At 60.1% G+C, this 23,800-nt stretch carries 23 protein-coding genes; 16 read left to right on the top strand and 7 right to left on the bottom strand.

Going from position 1 to position 23,800, the window contains the following annotated elements; all coding sequences use genetic code 11:
• The first annotated feature begins 92 nt into the window (after positions 1-92).
• Complete coding sequence (locus AB5Y81_RS08570) at positions 93-1,055, top strand: inorganic triphosphatase (protein WP_201990289.1); 963 nt, start codon at positions 93-95, stop codon at positions 1,053-1,055.
• Positions 1,056-1,156: 101 nt separating this feature from the next.
• Here the strand turns inward: AB5Y81_RS08570 and AB5Y81_RS08575 are convergent, their stop codons facing one another.
• Complete coding sequence (locus tag AB5Y81_RS08575) at positions 1,157-1,624, bottom strand: energy transducer TonB (protein WP_065018742.1); 468 nt, start codon at positions 1,622-1,624, stop codon at positions 1,157-1,159.
• A 150-nt stretch (positions 1,625-1,774) separates the two neighbouring features.
• Positions 1,775-2,698, bottom strand: a complete 924-nt coding sequence (lpxL, locus tag AB5Y81_RS08580; RefSeq protein WP_017765370.1) for an LpxL/LpxP family Kdo(2)-lipid IV(A) lauroyl/palmitoleoyl acyltransferase — start codon at positions 2,696-2,698, stop codon at positions 1,775-1,777.
• Between the two features lie 263 nt (positions 2,699-2,961).
• On the opposite strand from lpxL, the gene hldE reads away from it, so the two are divergent.
• Positions 2,962-4,389: a bifunctional D-glycero-beta-D-manno-heptose-7-phosphate kinase/D-glycero-beta-D-manno-heptose 1-phosphate adenylyltransferase HldE gene (gene hldE / locus AB5Y81_RS08585; RefSeq protein WP_010636035.1), complete on the top strand. Its 1,428-nt coding sequence runs from the start codon at positions 2,962-2,964 to the stop codon at positions 4,387-4,389.
• Between the two features lie 135 nt (positions 4,390-4,524).
• On the opposite strand, the gene tolC is transcribed toward hldE, so the two are convergent.
• Complete coding sequence (tolC, locus tag AB5Y81_RS08590) at positions 4,525-5,850, bottom strand: outer membrane channel protein TolC (protein WP_026139169.1); 1,326 nt, start codon at positions 5,848-5,850, stop codon at positions 4,525-4,527.
• A 305-nt stretch (positions 5,851-6,155) separates the two neighbouring features.
• Between tolC and nudF the strand changes: the two genes are divergently transcribed.
• The 12 genes from nudF (at position 6,156) to AB5Y81_RS08650 (ending at position 18,514) form a co-directional block, all read left to right on the top strand.
• Complete coding sequence (gene nudF, locus AB5Y81_RS08595; RefSeq protein ID WP_026139168.1) at positions 6,156-6,797, top strand: ADP-ribose diphosphatase; 642 nt, start codon at positions 6,156-6,158, stop codon at positions 6,795-6,797.
• Position 6,798: 1 nt separating this feature from the next.
• On the top strand, positions 6,799-7,245 hold the full coding sequence (locus tag AB5Y81_RS08600; RefSeq protein ID WP_005305333.1) for a DUF1249 domain-containing protein: 447 nt from the start codon (positions 6,799-6,801) through the stop codon (positions 7,243-7,245).
• 26 nt (positions 7,246-7,271) lie between these two features.
• On the top strand, positions 7,272-8,090 hold the full coding sequence (gene cpdA / locus AB5Y81_RS08605; protein WP_017778369.1) for a 3',5'-cyclic-AMP phosphodiesterase: 819 nt from the start codon (positions 7,272-7,274) through the stop codon (positions 8,088-8,090).
• 9 nt (positions 8,091-8,099) lie between these two features.
• Positions 8,100-8,687 (top strand): YqiA/YcfP family alpha/beta fold hydrolase, encoded by a 588-nt coding sequence (locus AB5Y81_RS08610; protein WP_279485242.1) that lies wholly within the window; start codon positions 8,100-8,102, stop codon positions 8,685-8,687.
• A gap of 2 nt (positions 8,688-8,689) precedes the next feature.
• The gene (locus AB5Y81_RS08615) at positions 8,690-9,313 is read left to right on the top strand and encodes an NUDIX hydrolase (protein WP_267996177.1); all 624 of its coding nucleotides are present in this window, start codon (positions 8,690-8,692) and stop codon (positions 9,311-9,313) included.
• Positions 9,314-9,350: 37 nt separating this feature from the next.
• Positions 9,351-9,752: a GFA family protein gene (locus tag AB5Y81_RS08620; protein ID WP_279485243.1), complete on the top strand. Its 402-nt coding sequence runs from the start codon at positions 9,351-9,353 to the stop codon at positions 9,750-9,752.
• 117 nt (positions 9,753-9,869) lie between these two features.
• On the top strand, positions 9,870-10,088 hold the full coding sequence (locus tag AB5Y81_RS08625; RefSeq protein ID WP_279485244.1) for a DUF1656 domain-containing protein: 219 nt from the start codon (positions 9,870-9,872) through the stop codon (positions 10,086-10,088).
• Complete coding sequence (locus AB5Y81_RS08630) at positions 10,081-10,947, top strand: HlyD family secretion protein (protein WP_279485245.1); 867 nt, start codon at positions 10,081-10,083, stop codon at positions 10,945-10,947. Before AB5Y81_RS08625 ends, AB5Y81_RS08630 begins: the two co-directional genes overlap by 8 nt.
• A 1-nt stretch (position 10,948) precedes the next feature.
• Positions 10,949-12,958: an FUSC family protein gene (locus AB5Y81_RS08635; RefSeq protein WP_368146628.1), complete on the top strand. Its 2,010-nt coding sequence runs from the start codon at positions 10,949-10,951 to the stop codon at positions 12,956-12,958.
• Positions 12,959-13,072: 114 nt separating this feature from the next.
• The gene (gene parE, locus AB5Y81_RS08640) at positions 13,073-14,971 is read left to right on the top strand and encodes a DNA topoisomerase IV subunit B (RefSeq protein ID WP_279485246.1); all 1,899 of its coding nucleotides are present in this window, start codon (positions 13,073-13,075) and stop codon (positions 14,969-14,971) included.
• A 109-nt stretch (positions 14,972-15,080) separates the two neighbouring features.
• Entirely contained in the window at positions 15,081-17,375 is a 2,295-nt protein-coding gene (parC, locus tag AB5Y81_RS08645) for a DNA topoisomerase IV subunit A (RefSeq protein WP_268037554.1), read from the top strand.
• Between the two features lie 122 nt (positions 17,376-17,497).
• The gene (locus AB5Y81_RS08650; RefSeq protein ID WP_241658658.1) at positions 17,498-18,514 is read left to right on the top strand and encodes a dienelactone hydrolase; all 1,017 of its coding nucleotides are present in this window, start codon (positions 17,498-17,500) and stop codon (positions 18,512-18,514) included.
• A 417-nt stretch (positions 18,515-18,931) separates the two neighbouring features.
• On the opposite strand, the gene AB5Y81_RS08655 is transcribed toward AB5Y81_RS08650, so the two are convergent.
• The gene (locus tag AB5Y81_RS08655) at positions 18,932-19,840 is read right to left on the bottom strand and encodes a LysR family transcriptional regulator (RefSeq protein WP_268037553.1); all 909 of its coding nucleotides are present in this window, start codon (positions 19,838-19,840) and stop codon (positions 18,932-18,934) included.
• An 87-nt stretch (positions 19,841-19,927) separates the two neighbouring features.
• Here AB5Y81_RS08655 and AB5Y81_RS08660 point away from each other — a divergent pair, with 87 nt between their 5' ends.
• Positions 19,928-21,172 (top strand): MFS transporter, encoded by a 1,245-nt coding sequence (locus AB5Y81_RS08660; protein ID WP_279485248.1) that lies wholly within the window; start codon positions 19,928-19,930, stop codon positions 21,170-21,172.
• A 155-nt stretch (positions 21,173-21,327) separates the two neighbouring features.
• Here AB5Y81_RS08660 and AB5Y81_RS08665 read toward each other — a convergent pair whose 3' ends face one another.
• The 3 genes from AB5Y81_RS08665 to AB5Y81_RS08675 all read right to left on the bottom strand — a co-directional run bounded on the left by AB5Y81_RS08665 (position 21,328) and on the right by AB5Y81_RS08675 (position 23,123).
• Positions 21,328-21,903 carry a disulfide bond formation protein B gene (locus AB5Y81_RS08665; protein WP_279485249.1) on the bottom strand — a complete coding sequence of 192 codons (576 nt, stop codon included), beginning with the start codon at positions 21,901-21,903 and terminating at the stop codon, positions 21,328-21,330.
• A gap of 9 nt (positions 21,904-21,912) precedes the next feature.
• On the bottom strand, positions 21,913-22,071 hold the full coding sequence (locus AB5Y81_RS08670; RefSeq protein WP_010636050.1) for a DUF5993 family protein: 159 nt from the start codon (positions 22,069-22,071) through the stop codon (positions 21,913-21,915).
• 128 nt (positions 22,072-22,199) lie between these two features.
• Positions 22,200-23,123, bottom strand: a complete 924-nt coding sequence (locus AB5Y81_RS08675) for a LysR family transcriptional regulator (RefSeq protein ID WP_021467954.1) — start codon at positions 23,121-23,123, stop codon at positions 22,200-22,202.
• A 152-nt stretch (positions 23,124-23,275) separates the two neighbouring features.
• Between AB5Y81_RS08675 and AB5Y81_RS08680 the strand changes: the two genes are divergently transcribed.
• Positions 23,276-23,698, top strand: a complete 423-nt coding sequence (locus tag AB5Y81_RS08680) for an ester cyclase (protein WP_017778357.1) — start codon at positions 23,276-23,278, stop codon at positions 23,696-23,698.
• Positions 23,699-23,800: the final 102 nt, after the last annotated feature.

A 23,800-nucleotide genomic window follows, 5' to 3' on the forward strand; every position in this document is an offset into this window, starting at 1 on the left:
AAAACCGTGAATTAATCCTGATGTATCGCAGGCATTATATCCTCGCGCTTAGCATCACGCCCCCCAAAGTTGCCTGCCAGCCCGGAATGACTATGCAAACTGAGATCGAGATAAAGTTTTTTGTCTCCCGAGATATTCGACAGCCTTTTTTCAACCTTCTGAATTCACTGGAAATTATATCCAGCTCCCAAGCCGAGCTCGGCAATGTCTATTTTGATACGCCCGCGCTGGATTTACGCCGACTCGAAATGGGATTGCGAATTCGTCGCAGCGATGATTTTGCCGAACAGACGATTAAATGTCGGGGTCAGGTGGTGGGCGGATTGCATGCCAGACCCGAATACAATGCCCCCGTCGAGGGCGATCTGCCTGCCTTGGCCGCCTTCCCCGATGCGATCTGGCCAAGCCTGGCGGTGCGCGACGGGATCCAGGGCGCCCTGGTGGCCCAGTTTCGCACCGACTTTCTGCGTCGCCACTGGCTGATCGCCTTCGAGGGGGCCGAAATCGAGCTGGCCTGGGATCAGGGGGAGATTGTCGGCGTGCTCGGTAAGAGCCCCATCGACGAGCTGGAGCTGGAGCTCAAATCTGGCGAGGCGAGCGCCCTGTTTGGCTTGGCTGAGCAGCTGGCCGGGCTGGGTGGCCTGCGCCTCGGGGCTCAGTCCAAGGCCCAGCGCGGGTATCGGCTGGCGGGGCTTGGCAAGCCGCTGGCCCTGCAATCCCTGCCCGCGGCTATCGAGCTGAGTGCTGTAGCACGCATCACCCTGGGTCTGCGGCATTGGCAGCACCATGAACAGTTCTGGCTGGAGCAGACGGACGCCGCGCAGCAGACGCTGGCGTTGCAGCAGCTGCGCCTGGGGATGGATCTGGTTGCCGAGGCGGCCGACCTGTTGCCGAGCCCGGCCTGGCTCGACAGCCTGACCCGGCTCGGGCAGCGGCTGGCCTTGGTCGCCGGGCAGGCCGACTGGCAGCAGGCGTTGCCGGCGCTGTTTCTGCAGGCCGATTACGTGGGCCTGCAACTGGCCATCGCCGCCTGGCTGCACCGGCAAGGTGGATGAGCTGAACTGTGTCGCGCCTGCAATGCAAAAAAGGGTGAGCCTGGCTCACCTTTTTCTTTGGTTGGCGATGGGCGCGTCGCCGGCAGGCAATCGGGGCCGGATCAGACCTGGGTGTAGACCAGCCCGGTGCTGCGCACCACGTCTTCCCCCTGACAGCGCTGTTCCAGTGCACTGGTGTCGCAGGGCTGGCCGTTGTGTTCGATGCAGAATTCGAAGCGGGTGCGGGATTTGACCGGGGTGTGCTGCGGGTTGGCGGCGGTGGCCTGCCATTGCCACTGCTGCAACACGGCGATGGCGGCATCGCTGAACTGTGGGTCGCTGCTCTCCAGCACCCGGATCTGCTCGGCCCGCCCCGCTGGACTAATCACGTACTCGAGGGAGCTGCAGCCGGTCTGCTCCGCTAGGATGGCCTCTCTGGGGTAGCGGGACTCCATCCGGGTGAGCGGGCTCCACTGGGCGTTCACTTCCTTGAGATCGCTTAAGGGGAGGGAGGTCAGGTGGACTGTGTGGCTCTGCTGGCTGCAGCCGGTCAATGCGCACAGGGCGCCCAGCAAAAGAGTGGCTTTCATGTTCGCTTCCCTTCGTTATTGGTATTGCAGGCGGGCCGGGGCCCGCCGCTCGGCAGGGCCATTAATAAAATATTCAGCCACGAATGAAAACCCTTTACCGGCGACAGGCCAGAAAAAACCGCCTTTCGGCGGCTTTCTGCACTGATTGGCTCAGTAGTAACCCGCATCCTCCGGGTTGGGCCTGGTCTTGAAGCGGCGGTGCAGCCACATGTACTGCTCCGGCGCCTTGCGCACGGCGGCCTCGATCTCGCGGTTGGCTCGGGTCGCATCGGCCAGGTCGTCGCCACTCGGATAGTCGGCGAGCGGCGCCCCGATATGCAGGGTGTAACCCTCGCTGGTGCGGATGTTGTAGCAGGGCAGGGTGACGGTGTTCTTCACCCGCGCCAGGGTGGCGGTGCCTGTGATGGTGGCGGCCTGTTCTACCGCGAAGTAGGGCACGAACACGCTGGCATGGCTGCCGTAGTCGTGATCCGGTGCGTACCAGAGCGCATCGCCGTTGCGCAGCGCCTTGATCATCCCCTTCACGTCCATCCGGTCCACCAGGTATTTGTTGGAGGCGCAGCGGCCGTGATACTGGGCATACTCCAGCACCGGATTGGTGTTGGGGCGATAGACGCCGACCCCGGGTCGCACCAGGCCGAAACAGCGGGCGTTGAGCTCCAGCGTCAGGAAGTGGCAGGAGAGCAGCAGCATGCCCTGACCCTTCTCCATGGCGGCGATGACGTGCTCTTCCCCTTCCACCTTCATCAGGTTGCGCATCCGCCAGTCTGGCCAGAACCAGGCCATGCCCACCTCGAAGATGGCGCAGCCCACGCTCTCGAAATTCTGCTTGAGCAGCGTCTCGCGCTGATCCCGGCTCAGCTCGGGCATCGCCAGCTCCAGATTGCGGCGGGCAACCTTGACGCGGGATTTCAAAACCTTGCGGGCCAGGTTGCCGAGCTGGCGACCCAGCCACATCTGGCTGCGCCAGGGCAGCAGCACCAGCAGCCAGAGCAGGCTGAGGCCGAACCAGCTGGCCCAGTAACGGGGATGAAACAGGCGGGGTTCTAGACGGGGAGCATTGTCGTGGGCCATGAAAAGTCTCTTGTTCGCAATCGCCATGGGCAGGGAAGACCCGGCCGGATAAGGGGAGGCGATAAAGGCACGTGGATATCCAGAGCGGATCGTTTTACTCGCAATCGGGGGATTCTAGCCGAAAAGCGGGTCCGGGTGCGAATGGCCTCTGCCCTGGTCAGAGCTGAAAAGCACCAAGCGGCGCCTTTGCGCTTTTTTCACACCCAATAAAAGAGTGTGATAAAATCGGCGGCTGATTTTTCAGGTTTTGAGAGTCGATACAGATGAAGATCACCCTGCCCGAGTTTGAAAAAGCCCGCATTCTGGTCGTTGGCGATGTCATGTTGGACCGTTATTGGCATGGCCCTACCGGCCGGATCTCGCCCGAGGCACCGGTGCCCGTGGTCAAGGTCGAACACATTGAGGAGCGCCCGGGTGGCGCCGCCAACGTGGCGCTCAACTCCGCCGCCCTGGGGGCTCACGCCGTGCTGCTGGGCCTGACCGGTCAGGATGAGGCTGCCGATGCCCTGGCTGGCCAGATGGCTGGCGTCAAGGTCGCCTGTGATTTCGTTCGTCTGGCCGACTATCCGACCATCACCAAGCTGCGGGTGCTGTCGCGCAACCAGCAGTTGCTGCGCCTCGATTTCGAAGAGGCCTTCCACGATGTGGATGCCACCCTGCTGATGGGCAAGGTGGAGCAGGCGCTGCCGAACAGCGACGTGATGATCCTCTCCGACTACGGCAAGGGCGCCCTCAACGACGTGCCCGGCATGATCCAGCGTGCCCGCGCCGCCGGCATCCCTGTACTGGTCGATCCCAAGGGAACCGATTTCGAAAAGTACCGCGGCGCCACCCTGCTGACCCCCAACATGTCCGAGTTCGAGGCTGTGGTGGGCAAGGTGAAGAGCGAAGAGGAGCTGGTTGCCAAGGGGCTGGAGCTGGTCAAGCGCTTCGAGCTGGAGGCCCTGCTGGTCACCCGTTCCGAAAACGGCATGACCCTGATCCGCGAAGGTCAGCCCGAGCTGCATCTGCCGGCCCAGGCCCACGAGGTGTATGACGTGACCGGTGCCGGTGATACCGTCATCTCCACCCTGGCCACCTCGCTGGCCGCCGGCAAGAGCCTGGACGAAGCCTGTGCCCTGGCCAACACCGCCGCCGGCATCGTGGTCGGCAAGCTGGGGACCTCCACCGTCAGCCCGGTGGAGCTCGCCAATGCGCTCTACACCGAGCAGGAGACCGGTTTTGGCGTCATGTCCGAAGCCCAGCTCAAGATTGCCGTGCAGGCCGCCCGCCTGCGTGGCGAGAAGGTGGTGATGACCAACGGCTGTTTCGACATTCTGCACGCAGGTCACGTCTCCTACCTGGCCAATGCCGGCAAGCTGGGGGATCGCCTGATCGTGGCGGTCAACACCGACGAGTCGGTGCGCCGCCTCAAGGGGCCGGGTCGTCCGGTCAATCCGACCGAGCGCCGGATGGCCGTGCTGGCCGCGCTGGGGGCCGTGGACTGGGTGGTGCCCTTCTCCGAGGAGACCCCGCAGCGGCTGATCGCCGAGGTGCTGCCGGACCTGCTGGTCAAGGGCGGCGACTACAAGCCGGAAGAGATTGCCGGCTATGCCGAGGTGACCGCCAACGGCGGCGAGGTGCGGGTCCTCAACTTCGAGGATGGCTGCTCCACCACCGACATCATCAAGACCATCCGCGAACGCGGATAAGCGAAAACCCGGCTAAGGCCGGGTTTTTTTATGCTCAGCGGCGGGAGCTGGACGGCGATTCGAGCTCGCCGAATCTCGCAGGCCAGAGATGAAAAAGGCGACCATGGGGTCGCCTTTTTGCTGCCATCAAGCGGCTCAGGATTTACTCTTGGCCTGGCTGGCGGGCATCAGCCCCTGGTTTACGTCTTCCAGATCCTTCTGTTCCAGCGTGCCGGCGGCCTGCTTGAGGGAGAGGATGCTGAGGATGTAGTTGTAGCGGGCCTCGGAGAGCTTCTGCTTGGCCTGGTACAGCTTGCGGGTGGAGTCCAGCACGTCGACGATGGTGCGGGTGCCGACCTCGTAGCCCGCTTCGGTCGCCTTCAGGGCGCTGTCGGCGGAGATGACGGACTGGCCGTAGGCGCGGACCGAGCCGATGCTGGCGTTCACGTTGTTGTAGGAGGAGCGCACCGTGCTCTGCACGTTGCGGAAGCTGCGCTCCAGCTGCTCGCTGGCGGCCACGTAGTTGAACTGGGACTGCTTGACCTGGGAGGTGGTCGCCCCGCCGGTGTAGAGCGGCAGCTTGAAGTTCAGACCTATGTTGGCCTGATTGGCGTTGCTCTCCGGGTTGCGGATCTCGTCCTTGTAGTCGCTGTAGGTGCTGGAGAGGCCGGCGCCCAGATCCAGGGTCGGCTCATGACCGGTCTTGGCCAGATCGATCTGTTCCTTGGCGATATCCTTGCCGATGCGGGCGCTGTGCAGTTGCAGGTTCTTGTCCAGTGCCAGCTCCAGCCACTTGTCGGAGTTGAACGGGGTCTTCTGCGGGCTGAAGCGATCTGTGTTGAGCACGTCCAGCTGACGGTGGTCGATACCGGTCAGCTCACGCAGGCTCTCGTAGCTGTTGTCCAGGGTGTTCTCGGCGTTGATCTCGTCCGCCAGCGCCTGGTCGCGCTCGGCCTCGGCTTCGTGCACGTCGGTGATGGCGGTCAGGCCCACTTCAAAGCGCTGCTGGGTCTGTTCCAGCTGACGTTCCACCGCGGCCTTGTTGGCGCGCACGAATTCCAGGGTATCCATCGCCTTGAGCACGTTGAAGTAGGCCTGGGCGGTACGCAGCATCAGGTTCTGGATCTCGAGGTTGTAGGCCACGTCGGACTGGGTGGCGCTCTTCTCGGTCAGGCTCAGGTTGACCCAGTTGCTGCGGCGGTAGATGGATTGATCCAGCGACAGGGAACCGGTGGCGTTGCTGTTGGTCTGGGTGTCACCCTTGTTCTGCAGGTAGTTCAGCCCGGCACCCAGGTTGATCTGCGGCAAGAGGGCGGCGCGGGACTCGTTGATCTTCTCGAAGGCCTGGTCGCGCTTGGCTTTGGATTCCAGCAGCTGGGTATCCTTGATCTGGGCCTGTTGGTAGATATCGAGCAGGTTTTCGGCATGGGCGCCGGCGCTGACGCCCAACAACACCATGGCTGACAAGAGTGTTCTTTTCATAGATCGTTTTAACCTTATGTATTAACCCAAAGCTGTCGCTGGATGAAGGAGGGTATTGTCATTGAGCAAGCTTGATTTCAGCTTAATCACTCTACTATAAGCAAAATTTTATGCTAACTGTCTCTTTTCCAGCGACAGGAACGTCAAGGACGAGGGTGAGTTTTCTCCCCCTCGCGCCTAGCCAAATGCCCTGTGGCTGCTAAAATCCATCCCTCTTCTCCGACGGGAGCGAGTGAATGAATGTTCATTCATGTTCCCGGATTTTATGGTCTAACCGAGCCAAGTCAAGCTGGTGGGAGTCTCGTATGTCGCAGCAAGCCTTGCCCCAAACCCGTCACTACTCTGCCGATGACGTAAAAATCATCGATAAATCATCGGGATATAACGGCTTCTTCAAGGTGAACATCTATCGTCTGCAACACAAGTTGTTTGCGGGAGGCTGGAACGAGCCCATTGTCCGCGAGCTGTTCGAGCGTGGCCATGCCGCCGCCCTGTTGCCCTACGACCCGGTACGCGATCAGATAGTTCTGGTGGAGCAGTTTCGCATCGGCGCCATCGAAACCAGCGCCACCCCCTGGCTGCTGGAGCTGGTGGCCGGCATCATAGATGAAGGGGAGACCGCCGAGGCCGTGGTGCGGCGCGAAGCGGTGGAAGAGGCGGGCATCGAGGTCGGTCGCTGCGAGCACGCCATCAGCTATCTGGTGAGCCCGGGCGGCAGCACCGAACGGATCGAAGTCTACGTGGGCGAAGTGGATGCCAGCCAGGCCGAGGGGATCCACGGTCTGGCGGAAGAGGGGGAAGACATCCGGGTCCACGTGGTGAGCCGCGAGCAGGCCTATGCCTGGCTCAAAGAGGGGCGCATCGACAACGCCGCCTCCGTCATCGCCCTGCAGTGGCTGGCCCTCAACCACGGCGAGCTGCGCGCCCGCTGGCTGGCGGAGCGCTGAGGTGGCGCTCGTTCATACCCAGGCCAAGCGCTATGTGCCTGATCTGATGTCCTTGCAGCGTACCTGCGAGGTCAACTACATGACCCTGATGAAGCTGCTGCCCCCAGGCGGCAGTGTCGGCGCCGAACGTCGTTATCAGGTGGGCAACGGCCTGCAGTTCCAGCTCACGGTGAGCGAGGAGAGCCGCTTCACCAGCCAGGTGATCCTGGCCCAGCACAACCCGGAATTGCCGAGTTATTTGCAGGCCCGGATAGAGATTCGTTTGTACCATGACGTGCGGATGGCGGAAGTGTGTGCGGCGCAACAGATTTCAAGGTTGCAACCACGTTATGATTATCCCAATAAAAATATGCACCAGCGGGATGAAAAGGAGCAGGTAAACCTGTTTCTGGCCGATTGGCTAAAATTTTGTCTCAGACATGGTACCAGCCTGATAAACATCCTCTAGTTGAACTCATAAAAAGAAGCGTGATTTTGGAAACAGAGCTACCCCAGGCGCAGGACGGCAGTGTGCGCCTGTTGCAAATTACCGACACCCACCTCTTCGCGAGTGCCGAGGGGCGGCTATTGGCCGTGCGCACTGCCGAGAGCCTGGCTGCCGTGCTGGAACGGGTGCAGGCCAATGACCACCCGTTCGATCTGATCCTCGCTACCGGGGATCTCTCCCAGGATCACAGCCCGGAGTCCTACCAGCGTTTCGCCTCCATGATGGCGCCGCTGGCACGCCCCATCTACTGGCTGCCCGGCAACCACGACGACGGTCCTTTGATGACCGAATACCTGCATGCGGCCGGCATCAGCGAGGCCAAGCAGCTGGTGGGCGAACACTGGCAGGTGATCCTGCTGGATACCCAGGTGCGCGGCAAACCCCACGGGGTGCTGGGGGATCACCAGCTGGCGGCGCTGGATCAGGCGCTGCGCCAGCATCCCGAGCGCCATGCCTTGATCGCCCTGCATCATCAGGCGGTGCCGGTGGGTTGCGCCTGGCTCGATCAGCACAATCTCAAGAATGCCGACGACCTGTTTGCCGTGCTGGCCCGCCACCCGCAGCAGAAGACCATTCTGTTCGGCCACGTCCACCAGGAGTTTGACGAGGTGCACCGCGGGGTGCGGCTGATCGCCAGCCCCTCCACCTGCATCCAGTTCAAACCGCTCTCTGATGGCTTCGCGCTGGACGAATCCGGCCCGGGCTGGCGCTACCTCACCCTCTACCCGGATGGCCGCATCGCCAGCCAGGTGTGGCGTCTGCCGGTGGGGCAGTTCGTGCCCGACCCCGATGCCACCGGTTATTGAGGAGTTGCCATGAAGCCCGTACTCCTCTACCTGCACGGTTTCAACTCCTCGCCCGGCTCCGCCAAGGCGCAGCAGATGGCGGCCTGGGTGGCCGAGCACAGGCCCGATATCGAGGTGGTGATCCCGGCCCAGCCCAACACCCCGGCGGCGGCCTGGGCGGCCATCGAGCAGACCATTGCCGATCTGCAGAGCCGTTATGGCAGCGCATTCACGTTTGGCGCCGTGGGCAGCTCCCTCGGCGGCTTTATGGCGACCCGGGTCAGCGAGCGATATGGCTGCCGCGCCGCCCTGATCAACCCGGCGGTGCGCCCGCACGAGCTGCTCTGCGACTACCTCGGCCCCCAGACCAACCCCTACACGGGGGAGCAGTATCAACTGCTGCCTGAACACATGGATGAGCTGCGGGCGCTGGCAGTACCGGTGAGCGCCCCCGAGCGACTCTGGGTACTGCAACAGCAGGAGGATGAGGTGCTCGACTACCGCAAGGCGCTGGACGAATACCGTTTTGCCCGCCTCTCGCTGGAGTGCGGTGGCGACCACGCCTTTGTGGCGTTCGAACGCTACCCCGCCCAGATCGTCCGTTTCCTCGGGCTTTAATAATGCAACCGCCGTTGGCCGCCTTTCTGGAACAGGTGCTGGCCACGGCGCAGGCGGGCCTCACCTACTCCAAGGATCCCTTCGATATCGGCCGCTTCGAGGCGCTGCGCGCCGCCACTGTGGCGCTCATCACCAGCCAGAGCGAGCTGGCTCCGGAAGCCATCGGCGACTGGATCGCCCTCGATAGCGGTTATCCCACCCCCAAGCTGGATGCGCGGGCCTTCATTCAGAACGATGCGGGCCATATCCTGCTGGTGCAGGAGCGCAGCGATGGCTGCTGGACGCTGCCGGGGGGCTGGTGCGACATCGGTGACTCGCCGGCGGGGGCCGTGGTGCGCGAAGTGGTGGAGGAGACCGGCCTCGAATGCCGGGCCGTGCAGCTGCTGGCGTTGTTCGACAAGCTCAAGCACCCCCATCCACCTCAGCTGCCCCACGCCCACAAGGCTTTCTTCCTGTGCGAGGTGACCGGTGGCCAGCTGCTGGGCGAAACCGATGAAACCAAAGGGGCGGGGTACTTCTCCATCGACGACTTGCCCCCGCTCTCCCGCCATCGGGTTGTGGCGTCCCAGCTGCGGACCCTTTATGACCATCTGCTGCAGGGGCGGCGAGATACCCTGTTTGATTGATTGGCTCGGAACCTGAACCCGTCTGCAAGGAGACAGCATGATCAAGCGCATCGGCAATACCCCCATCCAGGAGCGACACAAGGCCAGCTGCCACTGCGGCGCAGTGGTGCTGGAGTTGACCCTGCCGGACGGCGTGGTGGATCCGCGCCGCTGCGACTGTTCGCTCTGCCGGCGGCGGGGCGCCATCGTCGCTTCGGTGCCGCTCTCCGACATCCGCATCCTGCAGGGGGAGGAGGTGCTGCGCTGCTACCAGTTCAATACCCGCACCGCCAAACACTACTTCTGCAGCATCTGCGGTATCTATACCCACCATCAGCGTCGCTCCAATCCGGCCCAGTATGGTTACAACCTCGCCTGCCTCGAAGGGGTCAATCCATTCGAGCTGGGCGAGGTGCCGCTGCTCGACGGCATCAACCATCCGGTGGATCGGCTGGTCTGACCTGCAGGGTCTCATCTGCTTCTGTAGCGTCCTGCGGGGCTGTGATAGTCTTGCCAGACCCGCCGCAGGGCGGGCCTTGAGTCCGCATTATCTCGCTTGCCAACAGGGAGCCCGCTTGTGACAACTTCAGCCCTGCCGGATCTGATCCTGGGCGCCTCTCTCTACTTTCCGCCCCTGTTCAAGGCGGTCCTGCTCGGTCTGCTGGGCTGGCTGCCGGTGCACCACCTGCTGCGTGACTGGTTCTACGGCGGGGATGTCTGGCATCCCCTGCTGATGGATCTCTCCCTGTTTATCCTCGCCGTCAGCGGCGCCCTATGGATATTGCTACATGGCTAAATCACCCCTCGCGACCCTCAAATACTTCTCCACCCTGCTGGTCTGCGCACTGGCGCTGGCGGCGGGCTGGTGGTTGTGGAACTACTACATGCAGGGGCCCTGGACCCGGGATGGCAAGGTGAGGGCCGAGCTGGTCAGCATCACCCCCGAGGTGTCGGGCAAGATCATCAAGATAGCGGTGAAAGACAACCAGCTGGTCAAGGCGGGGGAGGAGATCTTTACCCTGGATCCCGAGCCCTACCGGATCGCGCTGGACAACGCCCAGGCGGCGCTGGCCAAGGCCAAATCGGATCTCGACAAGGCGGAGCACGAGGCGAGCCGGCGCAGCGGCCTGTCGCGCAGCGTCATCTCCGCCGAGGCGGTGGATGAGGCCCGCCTCAACGCCCAGGCGATGAGGGCGGCCTACCAGGTGGCTCAGGCCAATCTGGAGCAGGCCAGATGGTCGCTGGCCAAGACCCGGGTGCATGCCGCGAGCGACGGTTACATCACCAACCTGCAGACCCGGGTCGGCAACTATGCCAGCGCCGGCGTGCCGCTGGTGGCGTTGGTGGACATCCACTCCTTCTACGTGCAGGGCTACTTCGAGGAGACCAAGCTCAGACACATAGCGCCGGGCAAACCGGCCGAGGTGGTGCTCTACAGCGGGGAGCAGCGGCTGCGTGGCGAGGTGGAGAGCATAGGGCGCGCCATCCACGATCAGAGCGTGGAGGGGGCCGACAACCTGCTGCTGGACGTCAAACCCAATGTGCCCTGGGTGCGGTTGGCCCAGCGGGTGCCGGTGCGGATCAAGCTGCTGGAGGTGCCGCCCGAGCTGACGCTGATCGCAGGCACCACCTGCACCATCACCATAGGGGAGTAAGGTGGTCGCCTCGCTCTGGCGCCAGACTCCCTGGGGCAAGGCCAATGGCGGCCAGTGGCGCTACGCCCTGCGCAACAGCCTGGCCATGTGCCTGTCGCTCTGGCTGGCCTTCGTGCTGGAGCTGGACTCCCCCTACTGGGCGATGACCTCAGCCGCCGTGGTGAGCTTTCCCACCGTGGGCGGGGTCATCAGCAAGAGTCTGGGGCGGGTGGTGGGCAGCTTGATTGGTGCCATGGCGGCGGTGGTGATCACCGGCCTTGGCATCAGCGATCCCTGGCTGTTCAGCTTTCTTATCGCGCTCTGGCTGGCGCTTTGCACCTACATCTCCAACCACCATCAGAACAACGTCTCCTACGCCTTTGCGCTGGCGGGCTACACCGCCGCCATCATCGCCTTCTCCTGCGTCAACGTGACCGACCCGCAACACATCTTCGACATCGCCCAGGCGCGGGTGAGCGAGGTGATCATCGGCATCCTCTGCGGCGGCCTGTTGATGATGATCCTGCCCAGCACCTCCGATGGCGAGACCCTGCTGCAGTCGCTGCACAAGACCCAGGCCCGCCTGCTGGAGCATGCCCAGCTGCTCTGGTTGGGGGAGGCTAGCCCGGAGGTGCGCACCGCCCACGAGGGGCTGATCGGCCAGATCCTCACCATGAACGTGCTGCGCATCCAGGCTGTCTGGAGTCACCACCGGCTGCGCCGCCACAACAAGCTGCTCAACTTCCTGCTGCACCGCCAGCTGCGGCTCATCAGCCTCATCTCCAGCCAGCGCCGCATGCTGCACAACTGGCCGGCGCAACCGGAGGGGCTGCAGGCGTTGCTGGAGCGACTGCTGGCCGAGCTGGGCCAGCCCGGCTGCGACAAGTACCGCATCGCCCGGTTGCTGGCCCCCTTGGCGCCGACGGCGGCCAGCGACTACCGGCTGCACACCTTCTGGCGGCGGCTGCGCCACTTCTGCTGGAGCTATCTGGAGTGTCAGCGCTGGCTGGATCGGCTGGCCCGTTACGACGATCAGGAGTGGCCGGCGCCGCCGCGCCACTCCTCGCTCACCAGCCACACCGACACGCTGGAGGCGGCCTACAACGGCGGGCGCACCTTCCTCTGCGTGCTGCTCGGCTGCGCCTTCTGGATCCACAGCCAGTGGGATGCGGGCAGCTCGGCGCTGACCCTGCTCTCCATCTGCTGCGTGCTCTACTCAGCCACCCCGGCGCCCGCCAAGGGTGCCAACACCATGCTCAAGGCGATCCTGCTGCTGAGCCTCATCTGCTTCGCGGTCAAGTTCGGCCTGATGATCCGCCTCGACGACTTCTGGCTCTTCTGTACCCTGTTGTTCCCCGTGCTCATTACCATGCAGCTGTTCAAGCAGCAACAGCCCAGGCAGGCGGTGCTGTGGGGCCAGCTCATCGTGCTGCTCGGCTCCTTTCTCGCCATCACCAATCCGCCGAGCTACGACTACCTGCAGTACATCAACGGCAGCCTGGGGCAGGCGCTGGGGGTGATGGGCGCCGGACTGGCGTTCCAGCTGCTGCGACCGAGCTCGGATCGGCGCAAGAGCCGCCGCCTCATCCGCTCCCTGCGCCGCCACTTCATGGATCAGCTGGAGCCAGCCCCGCGCCAGAGCGAGAGCCAGTTCGAATCGCTCATCTACCACTGCATCAGCCAGCTCAGCCAGAGTCAGGATCAGACCGCCCGTCTCTGGGTGCTGCGCTGGGGCGTGGTGCTGCTCAACTGCAGCCACATCGTCTGGCAGCTGCGCCAGTGGCGCGGCGAGGATCAGCCCCTCTACCTGGTGCGTGACAACTGCATCCGCTCTCTGCAGGGGATCCTCACCGAGCAGGGGGTGCAGCACGCCTCCCTGGATCGCACCCTGGCCGAGCTGCAGCGGATCAGCGCGGCCCTGGCCAACCACAGGGAGCCGACGGCGCGGGAGCTGGCCGGTATGGTGTGGCGGCTGCACAGCTCCCTCTCCCAGTTGCAGCAGGCGCTGCCGGTGGCTGCCGAGGCGCGCTGAACGGGCCGGCGGGGCGACTTACCCCCTTCGGATCAAGCTTTGCCGCCGCCGGGTTTGTCCAATACCCTCCCAACGAGTAAGATTCTCCCCAAACGTCAATTCGCAAGGCCCTCCATGTCTACTCAATACAATGCGGATGCCATTGAGGTCCTCAATGGCCTTGAACCGGTGCGTCGCCGCCCCGGCATGTATACCGACACCACCCGGCCCAATCACCTTGGCCAGGAGGTCATCGACAACAGCGTCGACGAGGCGCTGGCGGGCCACGCCCGTACCCTGGAGGTGACCCTGTATGAAGATCAGTCCCTCGAGGTGATCGACGACGGCCGCGGCATGCCGGTCGACATCCACCCGGAAGAAGGTGTGTGCGGGGTGGAGCTGATCCTCTGCAAGCTGCACGCGGGCGGCAAGTTCTCCAACAAGAACTACCAGTTCTCCGGCGGTCTGCACGGGGTGGGTATCTCGGTGGTGAACGCCCTCTCCGAGCGGGTCGAGGTGACGGTGCGCCGTGACGGCCAGGTCTACGACATCGCCTTCGAGAAGGGCGAGAAGGTGCAGGAGCTGACCATCACCGGCACCTGCGGGCGCCGCAACACCGGCACCCGAGTACGCTTCTGGCCGGAAGCCCACTACTTCGATTCGCCCCGTTTCTCGGTCTCCAAGCTGGAGCACCTGCTCAAGGCCAAGGCGGTGCTCTGCCCCGGCCTCACCATCAAGTTCCTCGACAAGAACACCGGCATCAAGCTGGAGTGGTGCTATGAAGACGGCCTCAAGGATTACCTGGTCGACGCGGTCAAGCAGTTCACCTGCCTGCCGGAGCAGCCTTTCGTCGGCGCCTTCAGCACCGAGCAGTCGGCGGTGGACTGGGCCCTGTGCTGGCTGCCGGAAGGGGGCGAATGCCTCGCCGAATCCTATGTGAACCTCATTCCCACCGCCCAGGGCGGTACCCACGTCAACGGTCTGCGTCAGGGCCTGCTCGATGCCATGCGCGAGTTCTGCGAGTTCCGCAACCTGTTGCCGCGCGGGGTCAAGCTGACCCCGGAGGATATCTGGGATCGCTGCGCCTACATCCTCTCCATCAAGATGCAGGATCCGCAGTTTGCCGGCCAGACCAAGGAGCGGCTCTCTTCCCGTCAGAGCTCGGCGTTCGTCTCCGGCGTGGTGAAGGATGCCTTCAGCCTTTACTTGAACAGCAACACCGAGCTGGCCGAACAGCTGGCCGAGCTCTGCATCTCCAGCGCCCAGCGCCGGATGCGCGCCGCCAAAACGGTGGTGCGCAAGAAGATCACCCTGGGCCCGGCCCTGCCCGGCAAGCTGACCGACTGCGGCTGCGCCGACCCCATGCAGGGGGAGCTGTTCCTGGTGGAGGGTGACTCCGCGGGCGGCAGTGCCAAGCAGGCGCGAGATCGCGAGTTTCAGGCCATCATGCCGCTGCGCGGCAAGATCCTGAACACCTGGGAGGTCGAAGCCGGTCAGGTGCTCGCCTCGCAAGAAGTGCACGACATCTCGGTGGCCATCGGGCTCGACCCCGACTCGGACGATCTCTCCGGCCTGCGCTACGGCAAGGTGTGTATCCTGGCGGATGCGGACTCGGACGGTCTGCACATCGCCACCCTGCTCTGCGCCCTGTTCGTGAAACACTTCCGCGCGCTGGTGGAGAAGGGGCACGTCTATGTGGCCATGCCGCCCCTCTACCGGATCGATATCGGCAAGGAGGTCTACTACGCCCTCGACGAGGACGAGAAGAACGGCGTGCTGCAGCGGGTCGAAGCCGAGAAGAAGAAGGGCAAGGTGATGGTGACCCGATTCAAGGGCCTGGGTGAGATGAACCCGAAACAGCTGCGGGAAACCACCATGGATCCCAACACCCGCCGCCTGGTGCAACTCACCATGGGCGCCGAAGGGGACGAGGGGGATGAGACCCTGCAGCTGATGGACATGCTGCTGGCCAAGAAGCGCGCGAGCGATCGCCGTGAATGGCTGGAAGAGAAGGGCAACCTCGCGATCATCTAGGTCAGCCCGCTCTCGTCATCATCCAAGCCATCGGCTGGCCCGGACAGGGCCAGCAAGCATTTAGCCGGAGTCGCCCTGTGGCGGCTCCCGAACCGAAAGAGATAATCACATGAGTGATGCTATCGAGCTCAGTCTGGACGGGGTAGAGCGCCAGCCAATGCGCACCTTCACCGAACAGGCTTACTTGAACTACTCCATGTACGTCATCATGGATCGGGCCCTGCCGCATATCGGCGACGGCCTCAAGCCCGTGCAGCGGCGCATCATCTACGCCATGAGCGAGCTGGGTCTGTCGGCCCTCTCCAAGCACAAGAAGTCTGCCCGTACCGTGGGTGACGTGCTGGGTAAATATCACCCCCACGGCGACAGCGCCTGTTATGAAGCCATGGTGCTGATGGCCCAGCCCTTCTCCTACCGCTACCCGCTGGTGGACGGTCAGGGCAACTGGGGTGCGCCGGACGATCCCAAATCCTTCGCCGCCATGCGTTATACCGAGGCGCGGCTGTCGCGCTTCTCCGAGCTGCTGCTCTCCGAGCTCGGACAGGGCACGGTGGAGTGGACGCCGAACTTCGACGGCACCATGAAAGAGCCTGTGGTGCTGCCCGCCCGTCTGCCGCACATCCTGCTCAACGGGGTGACCGGCATCGCGGTGGGGATGGCGACCGATATCCCGCCCCACAACGCGCGGGAAGTGGCCCACGCCTGCGTGGAACTGTTGGACAACCCCAATGCCGGCCTGGATGCCCTGATGGCCCATGTGCAGGGGCCGGACTACCCGACCAACGCCGAGATCATCACGCCGCGGGACGACATCCGCAAAATCTACGAGACCGGCAAGGGCTCCATCAAGCAGCGAGCGGTGTGGAGTGAGGAGGATGGCGACATCGTCATCACGGCGCTGCCCCATCAGGCCTCAGGCGCCAAGATCATGGAGCAGATTGCCGCCCAGATGGTGGCCAAGAAGCTGCCCATGGTCACCGATCTGCGGGATGAGTCGGACCACGAGAACCCGACCCGTCTGGTCATAGTGCCGCGCTCCAACCGGGTGGACGTGGAGGGGCTGATGGCCCACCTGTTCGCCACCACGGATCTGGAGAAGAACTACCGGGTCAACCTCAACATCCTGGGTCTGGACAACCGTCCCCAGGTGAAAGATCTCAAGACCATCCTCACCGAGTGGCTGAGCTTCCGCCGCGAGACGGTGCGCCGCCGCCTGCAGTATCGTCTCGACAAGGTGCTGGCCCGCCTGCACATCCTCGAAGGTTTGCTCATCGCCTACCTCAACATCGACGAGGTGATCGAGATCATCCGCACCGAGGAGGAGCCGGGCCGGGTGATGATGGAGCGCTTCAACATCAGCGAGACCCAGGCCGAGGCGATCCTCGAGCTCAAACTGCGCCACCTGGCCAAGCTCGAAGAGTTCAAGCTGCGCGCCGAACAGAACGAACTGGCGGAAGAGCGCGACAAGCTGGAACAGATCCTGGGTTCCGAGCGCCGTCTCAGCACCCTGCTGAAGAAAGAGATCCTGGCGGACGCCGAGAAGTATGGCGACGATCGCCGCACCCCGCTGGTGGAGCGCGCCACCGCAGTGGCCCTGACCGAGAAAGAGCTCACCCCGAGTGAGCCGGTCACCGTGATCCTCTCTGACAAGGGCTGGGTGCGCGCCGCCAAGGGCCACGACGTGGATGTGGAAGGCCTCTCCTACAAGGCGGGGGACAACTATCTCGCCCACGCCCATGGCCGCAGCAACCAGCAGGCGGTGTTCCTCTCCACCCTGGGGAGAACCTACTCGCTGGAGGCCCATACCCTGCCGTCGGCCCGCAGTCAGGGCGAGCCGCTCACCGGCCGCTTCGCGCTGGGCGCTGGCGAAGAGGTGCGTCATCTGGTGATGGGCAACGAGGGCGAACCGTATCTGATCTGTTCCGACGCCGGTTACGGCTTCGTCTGCAAATACGACGACCTCATTGGCAAGAACAAGAACGGCAAGGCGCTGCTCACCGTGCCGGAAGGGGGCATCGTCATGGCGCCCCAGAAGATAGGCGCGCCGGACACCGATCTCTGCATGGCCATCTCCAACGAGGGGCGCATGCTGTTGTTCCCGCTCAATACCCTGCCGGTGCTCGGCAAGGGCAAGGGCAACAAGCTCATCAGCATCCCCTCGGCGCGCGTGAAGGCGCGGGAGGAGTTTGTGGTGATGGCCGCCGTTATCCCGCAAGGCCAGTCGGTTACTCTGTTTGCCGGCAAGCGCAAGCTGACCCTCAAGCCCTCTGATCTTGACTACTACCGCGGCGAGCGCGGCCGCCGCGGCGCCAAGCTGCCCCGCGGCTTGCAGCGAGTCGATCGCATCGAGATTGAAACTGTCGCCGGCGCCGAACCGGCTGCCGGGGAAAATCAGGAAGGGTAGTCAACGGATCTATACAAGATGGGAGCGAATTATTCGCTCCCATTTTTTTGTGAAAAATGACTCCTCATGGGGATAGTGGTAGCGTGTCGTCCCTGTGTCGATTGGATCAGAAAGGATATCTGATGAGGCTTCTTTTTCGTTATTTTTTACTTTGTGCAATATGTACGTGTAGTGCCTTGCCATCCTTCGTCGCATCGGCTGAATATACAGGGTTTAAGCGTCTTATAGTGACTGATCCTGTAGGTAGAAAGCCTATGGATGCCGTATATTTCTATCCCGGTGTGGCCGCAGAAAAGACACCAAGTACGATAGGCCCTTATCAAATAGCGGCACAAAAGGCGCTGAATATAATACCAGGGCGCTATCCAGTCATAGTGATCTCACATGGTAACGCCGGTAGTTTATGGAGTCATCATGACCTTGCCACGACTCTGGCTCGGCAGGGAAATATTGTTATCACCCTCACACACCCTGGTGACAACTACAAGGATCAGACTGGGGCTGGGGCCATTAGCTCCTGGTATGGTCGTCCATTACAAATATCTGCCGTCATTACTGCTGCGACCAATGATGTTGAACTAGCCAAATATATTGATAAAGATAAAATAGCGTTTATTGGTTTCTCTGCCGGTGGAGCAACAGGATTGTTGTTGAGAGGAGGGGATATTGATGCAGGGCGCTATGAGAGTTATTGTCGTAAATATGACACGAACGCCATATGTTCAAGCAAAGGGGTGATAATAAATGATCATCCTGGTCTAGTTGTGCACCCCGATTCTAGGATAAAGGCATGGGTTTTCATGGCTCCGGTGAGTATGGCATTCGCTCCCGGCTCACTCAGAAGAGTGATTGCCCCTACCCTTATTTTTACTGGTGATCAGGATGAAGAGCTTTCTTGGAAAGAAAATGCCAGGGAGCTAGCCACCACGTTGGCTGCAGAAAAAGAATTTCAGGTAATACACAATGCCGGTCATTTTGTTTTTCTCTCTCCATGCTCTGCTCAATTAAATAAACTGGCACAAGCTATTTGTAATGATGCACCAGGAGTAAACAGAGACGATATACACACGGTAATTAACGGTAGAATTTCTGAATTTCTCAGCAGAGCGTGGCTTAAAGTGAAAGAGCCGCGGGTCTGATGGCGAAGAGTCATCAGACGAACGCGAAAACAGGTTGCCGCTATTCAGTTGGTTCTCCAGCCGGTCTCTTCTCTATGTCCATAGCTACTGAGATTGCGGTGCGGACGATTACGCTTCGCTAATCGACCCTACGCGCTCCTGCTTGATTTAACGCTCTACTAGTTGTCGATGGCTTGCTCCCCCTCATCCCCGACCCTTCTCCCGCAAGGGGAGAAGGGAGCCCAGACCGCAGCATTTTTGGAATGCGTGACATCTATGGCTACAGGTTGGCAGGCGCTGGTTCCCTCTCCCTTTGGGAGAGGGTCAGGGTGAGGTGCGCAGGTTGGATTAGTGAAGCATGCTTGAGTGATAGAATCTGGTTGGTTCACCATTTTGGTGTCTCGAAAAGTCAGCCTGGTGAGACGTTACCGATTTTAGCTACTGATAACTCATGATGTTTTGCCGTATAAAATCAATAAATACGCGCGTCTTAGCCGGTAGATATTGGCGGTTTGCATAAACAGCAAACAACTGCAATGGGGCGGCGGGTAACTCAAGTTCAATTTCGACCAAGCTGCCATCATCAATAAATGCTTGGCAAGAGACCTTGGCCAGAATGGCAAACCCGACCCCGGCTATTGCTGCCTTTAGCGCCAGTTCACCACTATTGACCCGATAGTGTTCATTGACCTGAACGGTGGAAAATTCAGCGTCGGGACGAGCGAACTGCCAAGGCATGCCTTTCAGGGCGCTCACCGTGGTGATGCAGGGGAGATCCTTTAGCTGGGCCGTGTGGTTGGGAAGCCCGCATCGCTGAATAAGAGCAGGGGAACCAACCACGGTACAGGGAATGGTGGTCAGATGGCTGGCGATATAATCGCTGTCATCCAGCTTTCCTCTGTGAATGATGACGGCTATATCCAGATCTTCCCTTAATGTCTCAAATCCTGACAGGTTGGTAATACAGCTGATCTTTATTTCTGGATGCTGGCAGGCAAAGTCCGCTATCGCAGTACCAAGCAGTCTGGGGCCGGCTTCATTGGGAATGCACAGGCGCAGTGGCCCTTTCAGCTGGATCTGCTGTGATGTCAATTCAGCCTCGGTTTGCTCCAGTGATTCCAGCAAGGGTTTTACTCGGGAATAGAGCAGCTGGCCCGCCTGGGTGAGTTTCATATGCCGAGTACTGCGTTCAATAAGCTGAAGTGACAGTCTCTCTTCCAGCTGAGCAATACTCCTGCTGATGTTTGAGGTAGGTATTTCAAGGGTCTTGGATGCGCCGACAAAACTGCCCTGTTCAACCACGGCAATAAATATCCTTGATGAGGTAAAGTCCAGGCCGGTGCGCATTTATTGTCCCTGATATGATAACAGTCTGTGCCATTCTAAAGGATAAAAATAGAGGATGGTAGGGGGTATGCTGTCTGCCTCCAAATATTGAGCGCGAACACTATGACATCAGAAAAAAACAAATCAGGTAATAAACCTCATTCTAACGGTGCAGTTATGGATATGGGGTGTGTCTGGCTGGCCGCCTTTATCCAATTGGTGAGTGCTTTGGACTTTATGATGATTATGCCACTTGGGCCTGATTTATCTTGTGCGCTAGATATCAGCCCAACCTATATAGGATATTTGGGGGGAGGGTATGCAGTGGCCGCCGCATTATCATCCTTATTATGTGCCAGATATATTGATCGATTTGATAGAAAACAGGTGGCATTGCTCTCATTGCTGGGGGTCACCCTGTCCACCTGGGCATGCGCGCTGGCGTGGAATATGGAAAGCCTGTTCTTTACCCGTTTGCTGGCCGGCATATTTGCCGGTCCGGCAACGTCGATAGCGATGGCGATCGTCGTGGATGCGACGCCAGTACCACAACGTGGTCGAGCGATGGCGATAGTGATGGGGGCTTTCTCGTTGTCTGCCATTGCCGGTGTCCCCCTGGGGCTGGAGCTGGCCATGTTGAAAGGGTGGAGCGCCCCTTTTTATGCCGTTGGCGGATTGGGCTTGTGCGCCAGCGTGCTGGTATTTATGCGGCTGCCGAATATGACTGCTCACCTGGGGCGAGAGCAGAAGGTCTTTTCAATCACGGGGATGTTGAAACGCGCCGTGGTGTGGCATGCATTTATGGCAATCGGGTTGGCCATTTTCAGTACCTTCCTGATTGTCCCGAACATGGCCACCTATTTCCAGTTCAACCTCGGTGTGCCTCGCGGCGACATGAGTCAGTACTATGTCATGGGCGGCGTGGTCAGCGTACTTGCGATGCAGTTGGGGGGCTATTGGATGGACCGGGTTGGCCCAATGCACGTCACCATGTGGCTGGGAGGATTGATTATCGCCATTGTCTGGGATGGTTTCCTGGGTTCCCCCTTGTTGCCGACCATTGTTGTTTTTACCTTGTTCATGGTGGTGACGTCGACACGGACGATTACCGCTGCGGCGGTGACTAGCCAGGTTGCAGAGCCCGGGGAACGAGCAGGGTTCATGTCATTGCAGAATGTCTTCCAGCATATATTCAGCGGTTCGGCCGCCGTCGTCTCTTCGATGCTGTTGACCGATGTCGATGGTCACCTGGGCAATATGGCTACCCTGGCCTGGCTGGTGATAGCGCTGACGCTGGTGCAGCCCATATTTCTCCATCGGCTGCTGAAACGGGTATGTGTGGTGACCGATTAGCGTCATGTTTTATTCATGACGAGGCAGTAGGCCGCCGGTTTGATTGGCGAGGTATGAAGATTTCCAGTGAGTGCAATGCGTCGCGCTTGCTGCCCCTTTCGGTAATATAAGACGGCCATAAAAGGTGGCGGACTGTCCGCCACCTTTGAGGGTTGTTAGCGCAGGCTCAGCAGCTCGTAGACGACGGGATTATCGGCGCACTGTCCTGCGCCGCACTCCAGTACGGTAGAGATCAGGTTTGCCGCAATCAGCAAGACAAACAGCAGGGAGGCCATACGCCCCCAGCGCGCCAGATCCAGCTTGGGCAGTGCAATAGCGAGCCCGTCCCGCACCATCAATATCAGGGCGACGGCCAATATGATCAGCAGAGCGGTGATCAGCGACCAGCTATAAAAGTGCAGCCCGAGAAAGGTGGAACCATAGCCGGGATCGCCGGGCAGAATATGCAGCAGCACCTGCCGGGCGCCGATCATGGCGGTGGTCAGCGCGCCGATAATCACTATGCCGTAGTGGGCCCCTTTTGCGCCAAATTGCAGGTTGAACATAAAGCCGAAACCGGCGACCACAAGGCCGACCCGCTGCAATAAACACAAGGGGCAGGGCAGTTCGGCCAGATAGAGCTGGTAATAGAAGGCCACGATCAGGGTCAGGCAGATGCCGGCCAGCCCCAACGTATCGAGCAGTTGTGGCAGGTCACTCTTCGCGGCTGTTGAGGAGGTCGAAAGGCTCATGGCGGGCTCCTAGAACGAGAGGGTGAGCGGGTCGGTCACATGGTGCATAAAGGAGAGCAGGGTCACTACCAGCAACAGGGCCCAAAGCAGATAGGAGGCTCCTCGCTTGTTCATCAAGATGCTGATCCCCGTTATCAATGCCAGCAAGAAGGGCAAAAACATATACATGTCATATCTCCTTATCGTGGTGAGCCGGGCTCACAAGGCCTTGAGTATATAGCGCGCGGACGGTTTCCAGATAGCGCCCACCGAGACCGGATAACCGGTAATAAGCCATTATGGGGAGGACAACAGGGTCAGCAAGATAATGCCTCGCGCCAGCACTGTTCATAATCGAACTGTTGAAACTCCTCCTTGATAAATTCGATAAATACTCTGGTCTTGGACGGGATAAAGAGTCTATTCGCATAAGCCATGCCGATGGATAGATCGGGTAATCGCCAGTCGGTGAGCACAGGTTTAAGACGCTGGCTGCGTAGCTCGTCATAAATGGCATAAACAGGCTGTGCCAGGATCCCCATTCCGTTTCTGGCATTGGCGAGCAGGATTTGGGCATCGTTGGACTCAATGGTAGGGGTGGTTGGCACCCGTAATTTTATCGAGCCATTCATCATGATCAGCTCTTTGGGATTGTGGTGGCTGTAGAGCAACAGCTGATGTTTTGTCAGATCGTGCGGCGTCTGCGGGTCGCCATAACGCTCAATATATTCGGGAGAGGCCGCCAGAATACGTGGTGCTACTGCCAATGGCTGAATAACAAGACTGGAGTCCGGCTCTACCTCTCGTGAGCGAATACTGATATCAATATTGTTTTCGATAATATCCAGATAGCGATTATTGGCGATCAGCTCGACCTGAATGCCGGGATATTTAGCCATGAATTTGGGGATCAAGGGGGAGATGACATTCAGCATCAGTGACAGCGAGGCCGTCAATTTCAAGATCCCGGTTGGCATTCCTGTTTTGATGTTGACTTCATCAATGGCTTCTCGCATCTCATTCAGCGCTGTTTTACAGCGGGTATAGAAGTGCTCGCCTATTTCGGTGACAAACAGGCGTCGGGTCGTTCGCTCGACGAGCCGTGCATTGAGTCGCTGCTCCAGCGAAGCCAGATGCCTGCTGGCGGCAGGGTTGGACAAACTCAGTGTATCGGCGGCCTTGCTGATGCTCCCCAATTCGACAACCTGCACAAAGACCTCGTATTCAGTCCATTTATCCATGGATTATTCCTGATTTTGTAAAAGAGATTTCCTGTTATTGCATTTATCATCACTTGCCATGTTTGTAGTATGGCGCCCTGGCAGTCACAGATATTCTATGCATCATATTTCCTAGTTAAATTCAAAGTCAATTAATAAGGTTGGAATCATTTATGAACAAGAACGTCGACACAGTTATCAACTATTTCAAATATTGCGTGGATGGCAAGGATGTTGCGAGAGTGAGTGAGTATTTTTCGGATGATTTATGTATATTCAGGCCTGACTGTGCAGAGCCAATTACAACGCTTGAGCAATTCAAAGAGTCATTGTCCGCCTGTGTGGTCGAACGGTATGAGTCCATTGAGACCACCTTTCAAAAAATAATGAGCTCGGAAGATGAGGTATTCGTTGCATTGACCCACGTAGCGAAAGGCTCAAATACCTGGAAAGGGTTTGATGTCACCGGTAAGGATGTGACCTGGAGTGCCTTGACCTATTTCAGGTTCAATGCTGAGGGCAAGGTAGTGGAGGAGATCGTTGAGCGCAACGAGCTGGCTATGGCCAAACAGCTGGGAATCGTTGATTTTGCGTGAAGCAGGCGAGATTGCTGATGTCAGATGTGAACTATCAGGGATAGCTGTCTTCAGGGCCAGAATCTGACTAGCGCAGTATGGTCATCTATGGGTGAAAACAGG

The organism is Aeromonas sp. s2, from assembly GCF_040907935.1.
GTDB lineage: Bacteria > Pseudomonadota > Gammaproteobacteria > Enterobacterales > Aeromonadaceae > Aeromonas > Aeromonas dhakensis.

What these genes read in the sequence shown, in the direction of transcription:
- AB5Y81_RS08620 (WP_279485243.1), top strand. Translation starts at nt 9,351, where the DNA reads ATGATCAAGCGCATCGGCAATACCCCCATCCAGGAGCGACACAAGGCC.
- AB5Y81_RS08630 (WP_279485245.1), top strand. Translation starts at nt 10,081, where the DNA reads ATGGCTAAATCACCCCTCGCGACCCTCAAATACTTCTCCACCCTGCTG.
- AB5Y81_RS08675 (WP_021467954.1), bottom strand. Translation starts at nt 23,123, where the DNA reads ATGGATAAATGGACTGAATACGAGGTCTTTGTGCAGGTTGTCGAATTG.
- tolC (WP_026139169.1), bottom strand. Translation starts at nt 5,850, where the DNA reads ATGAAAAGAACACTCTTGTCAGCCATGGTGTTGTTGGGCGTCAGCGCC.
- nudF (WP_026139168.1), top strand. Translation starts at nt 6,156, where the DNA reads ATGTCGCAGCAAGCCTTGCCCCAAACCCGTCACTACTCTGCCGATGAC.
- AB5Y81_RS08650 (WP_241658658.1), top strand. Translation starts at nt 17,498, where the DNA reads ATGAGGCTTCTTTTTCGTTATTTTTTACTTTGTGCAATATGTACGTGT.
- AB5Y81_RS08665 (WP_279485249.1), bottom strand. Translation starts at nt 21,903, where the DNA reads ATGAGCCTTTCGACCTCCTCAACAGCCGCGAAGAGTGACCTGCCACAA.
- AB5Y81_RS08575 (WP_065018742.1), bottom strand. Translation starts at nt 1,624, where the DNA reads ATGAAAGCCACTCTTTTGCTGGGCGCCCTGTGCGCATTGACCGGCTGC.
- AB5Y81_RS08610 (WP_279485242.1), top strand. Translation starts at nt 8,100, where the DNA reads ATGAAGCCCGTACTCCTCTACCTGCACGGTTTCAACTCCTCGCCCGGC.
- parC (WP_268037554.1), top strand. Translation starts at nt 15,081, where the DNA reads ATGAGTGATGCTATCGAGCTCAGTCTGGACGGGGTAGAGCGCCAGCCA.
- AB5Y81_RS08570 (WP_201990289.1), top strand. Translation starts at nt 93, where the DNA reads ATGCAAACTGAGATCGAGATAAAGTTTTTTGTCTCCCGAGATATTCGA.
- AB5Y81_RS08615 (WP_267996177.1), top strand. Translation starts at nt 8,690, where the DNA reads ATGCAACCGCCGTTGGCCGCCTTTCTGGAACAGGTGCTGGCCACGGCG.
- AB5Y81_RS08670 (WP_010636050.1), bottom strand. Translation starts at nt 22,071, where the DNA reads ATGTATATGTTTTTGCCCTTCTTGCTGGCATTGATAACGGGGATCAGC.
- hldE (WP_010636035.1), top strand. Translation starts at nt 2,962, where the DNA reads ATGAAGATCACCCTGCCCGAGTTTGAAAAAGCCCGCATTCTGGTCGTT.
- AB5Y81_RS08655 (WP_268037553.1), bottom strand. Translation starts at nt 19,840, where the DNA reads ATGCGCACCGGCCTGGACTTTACCTCATCAAGGATATTTATTGCCGTG.
- parE (WP_279485246.1), top strand. Translation starts at nt 13,073, where the DNA reads ATGTCTACTCAATACAATGCGGATGCCATTGAGGTCCTCAATGGCCTT.
- lpxL (WP_017765370.1), bottom strand. Translation starts at nt 2,698, where the DNA reads ATGGCCCACGACAATGCTCCCCGTCTAGAACCCCGCCTGTTTCATCCC.
- AB5Y81_RS08680 (WP_017778357.1), top strand. Translation starts at nt 23,276, where the DNA reads ATGAACAAGAACGTCGACACAGTTATCAACTATTTCAAATATTGCGTG.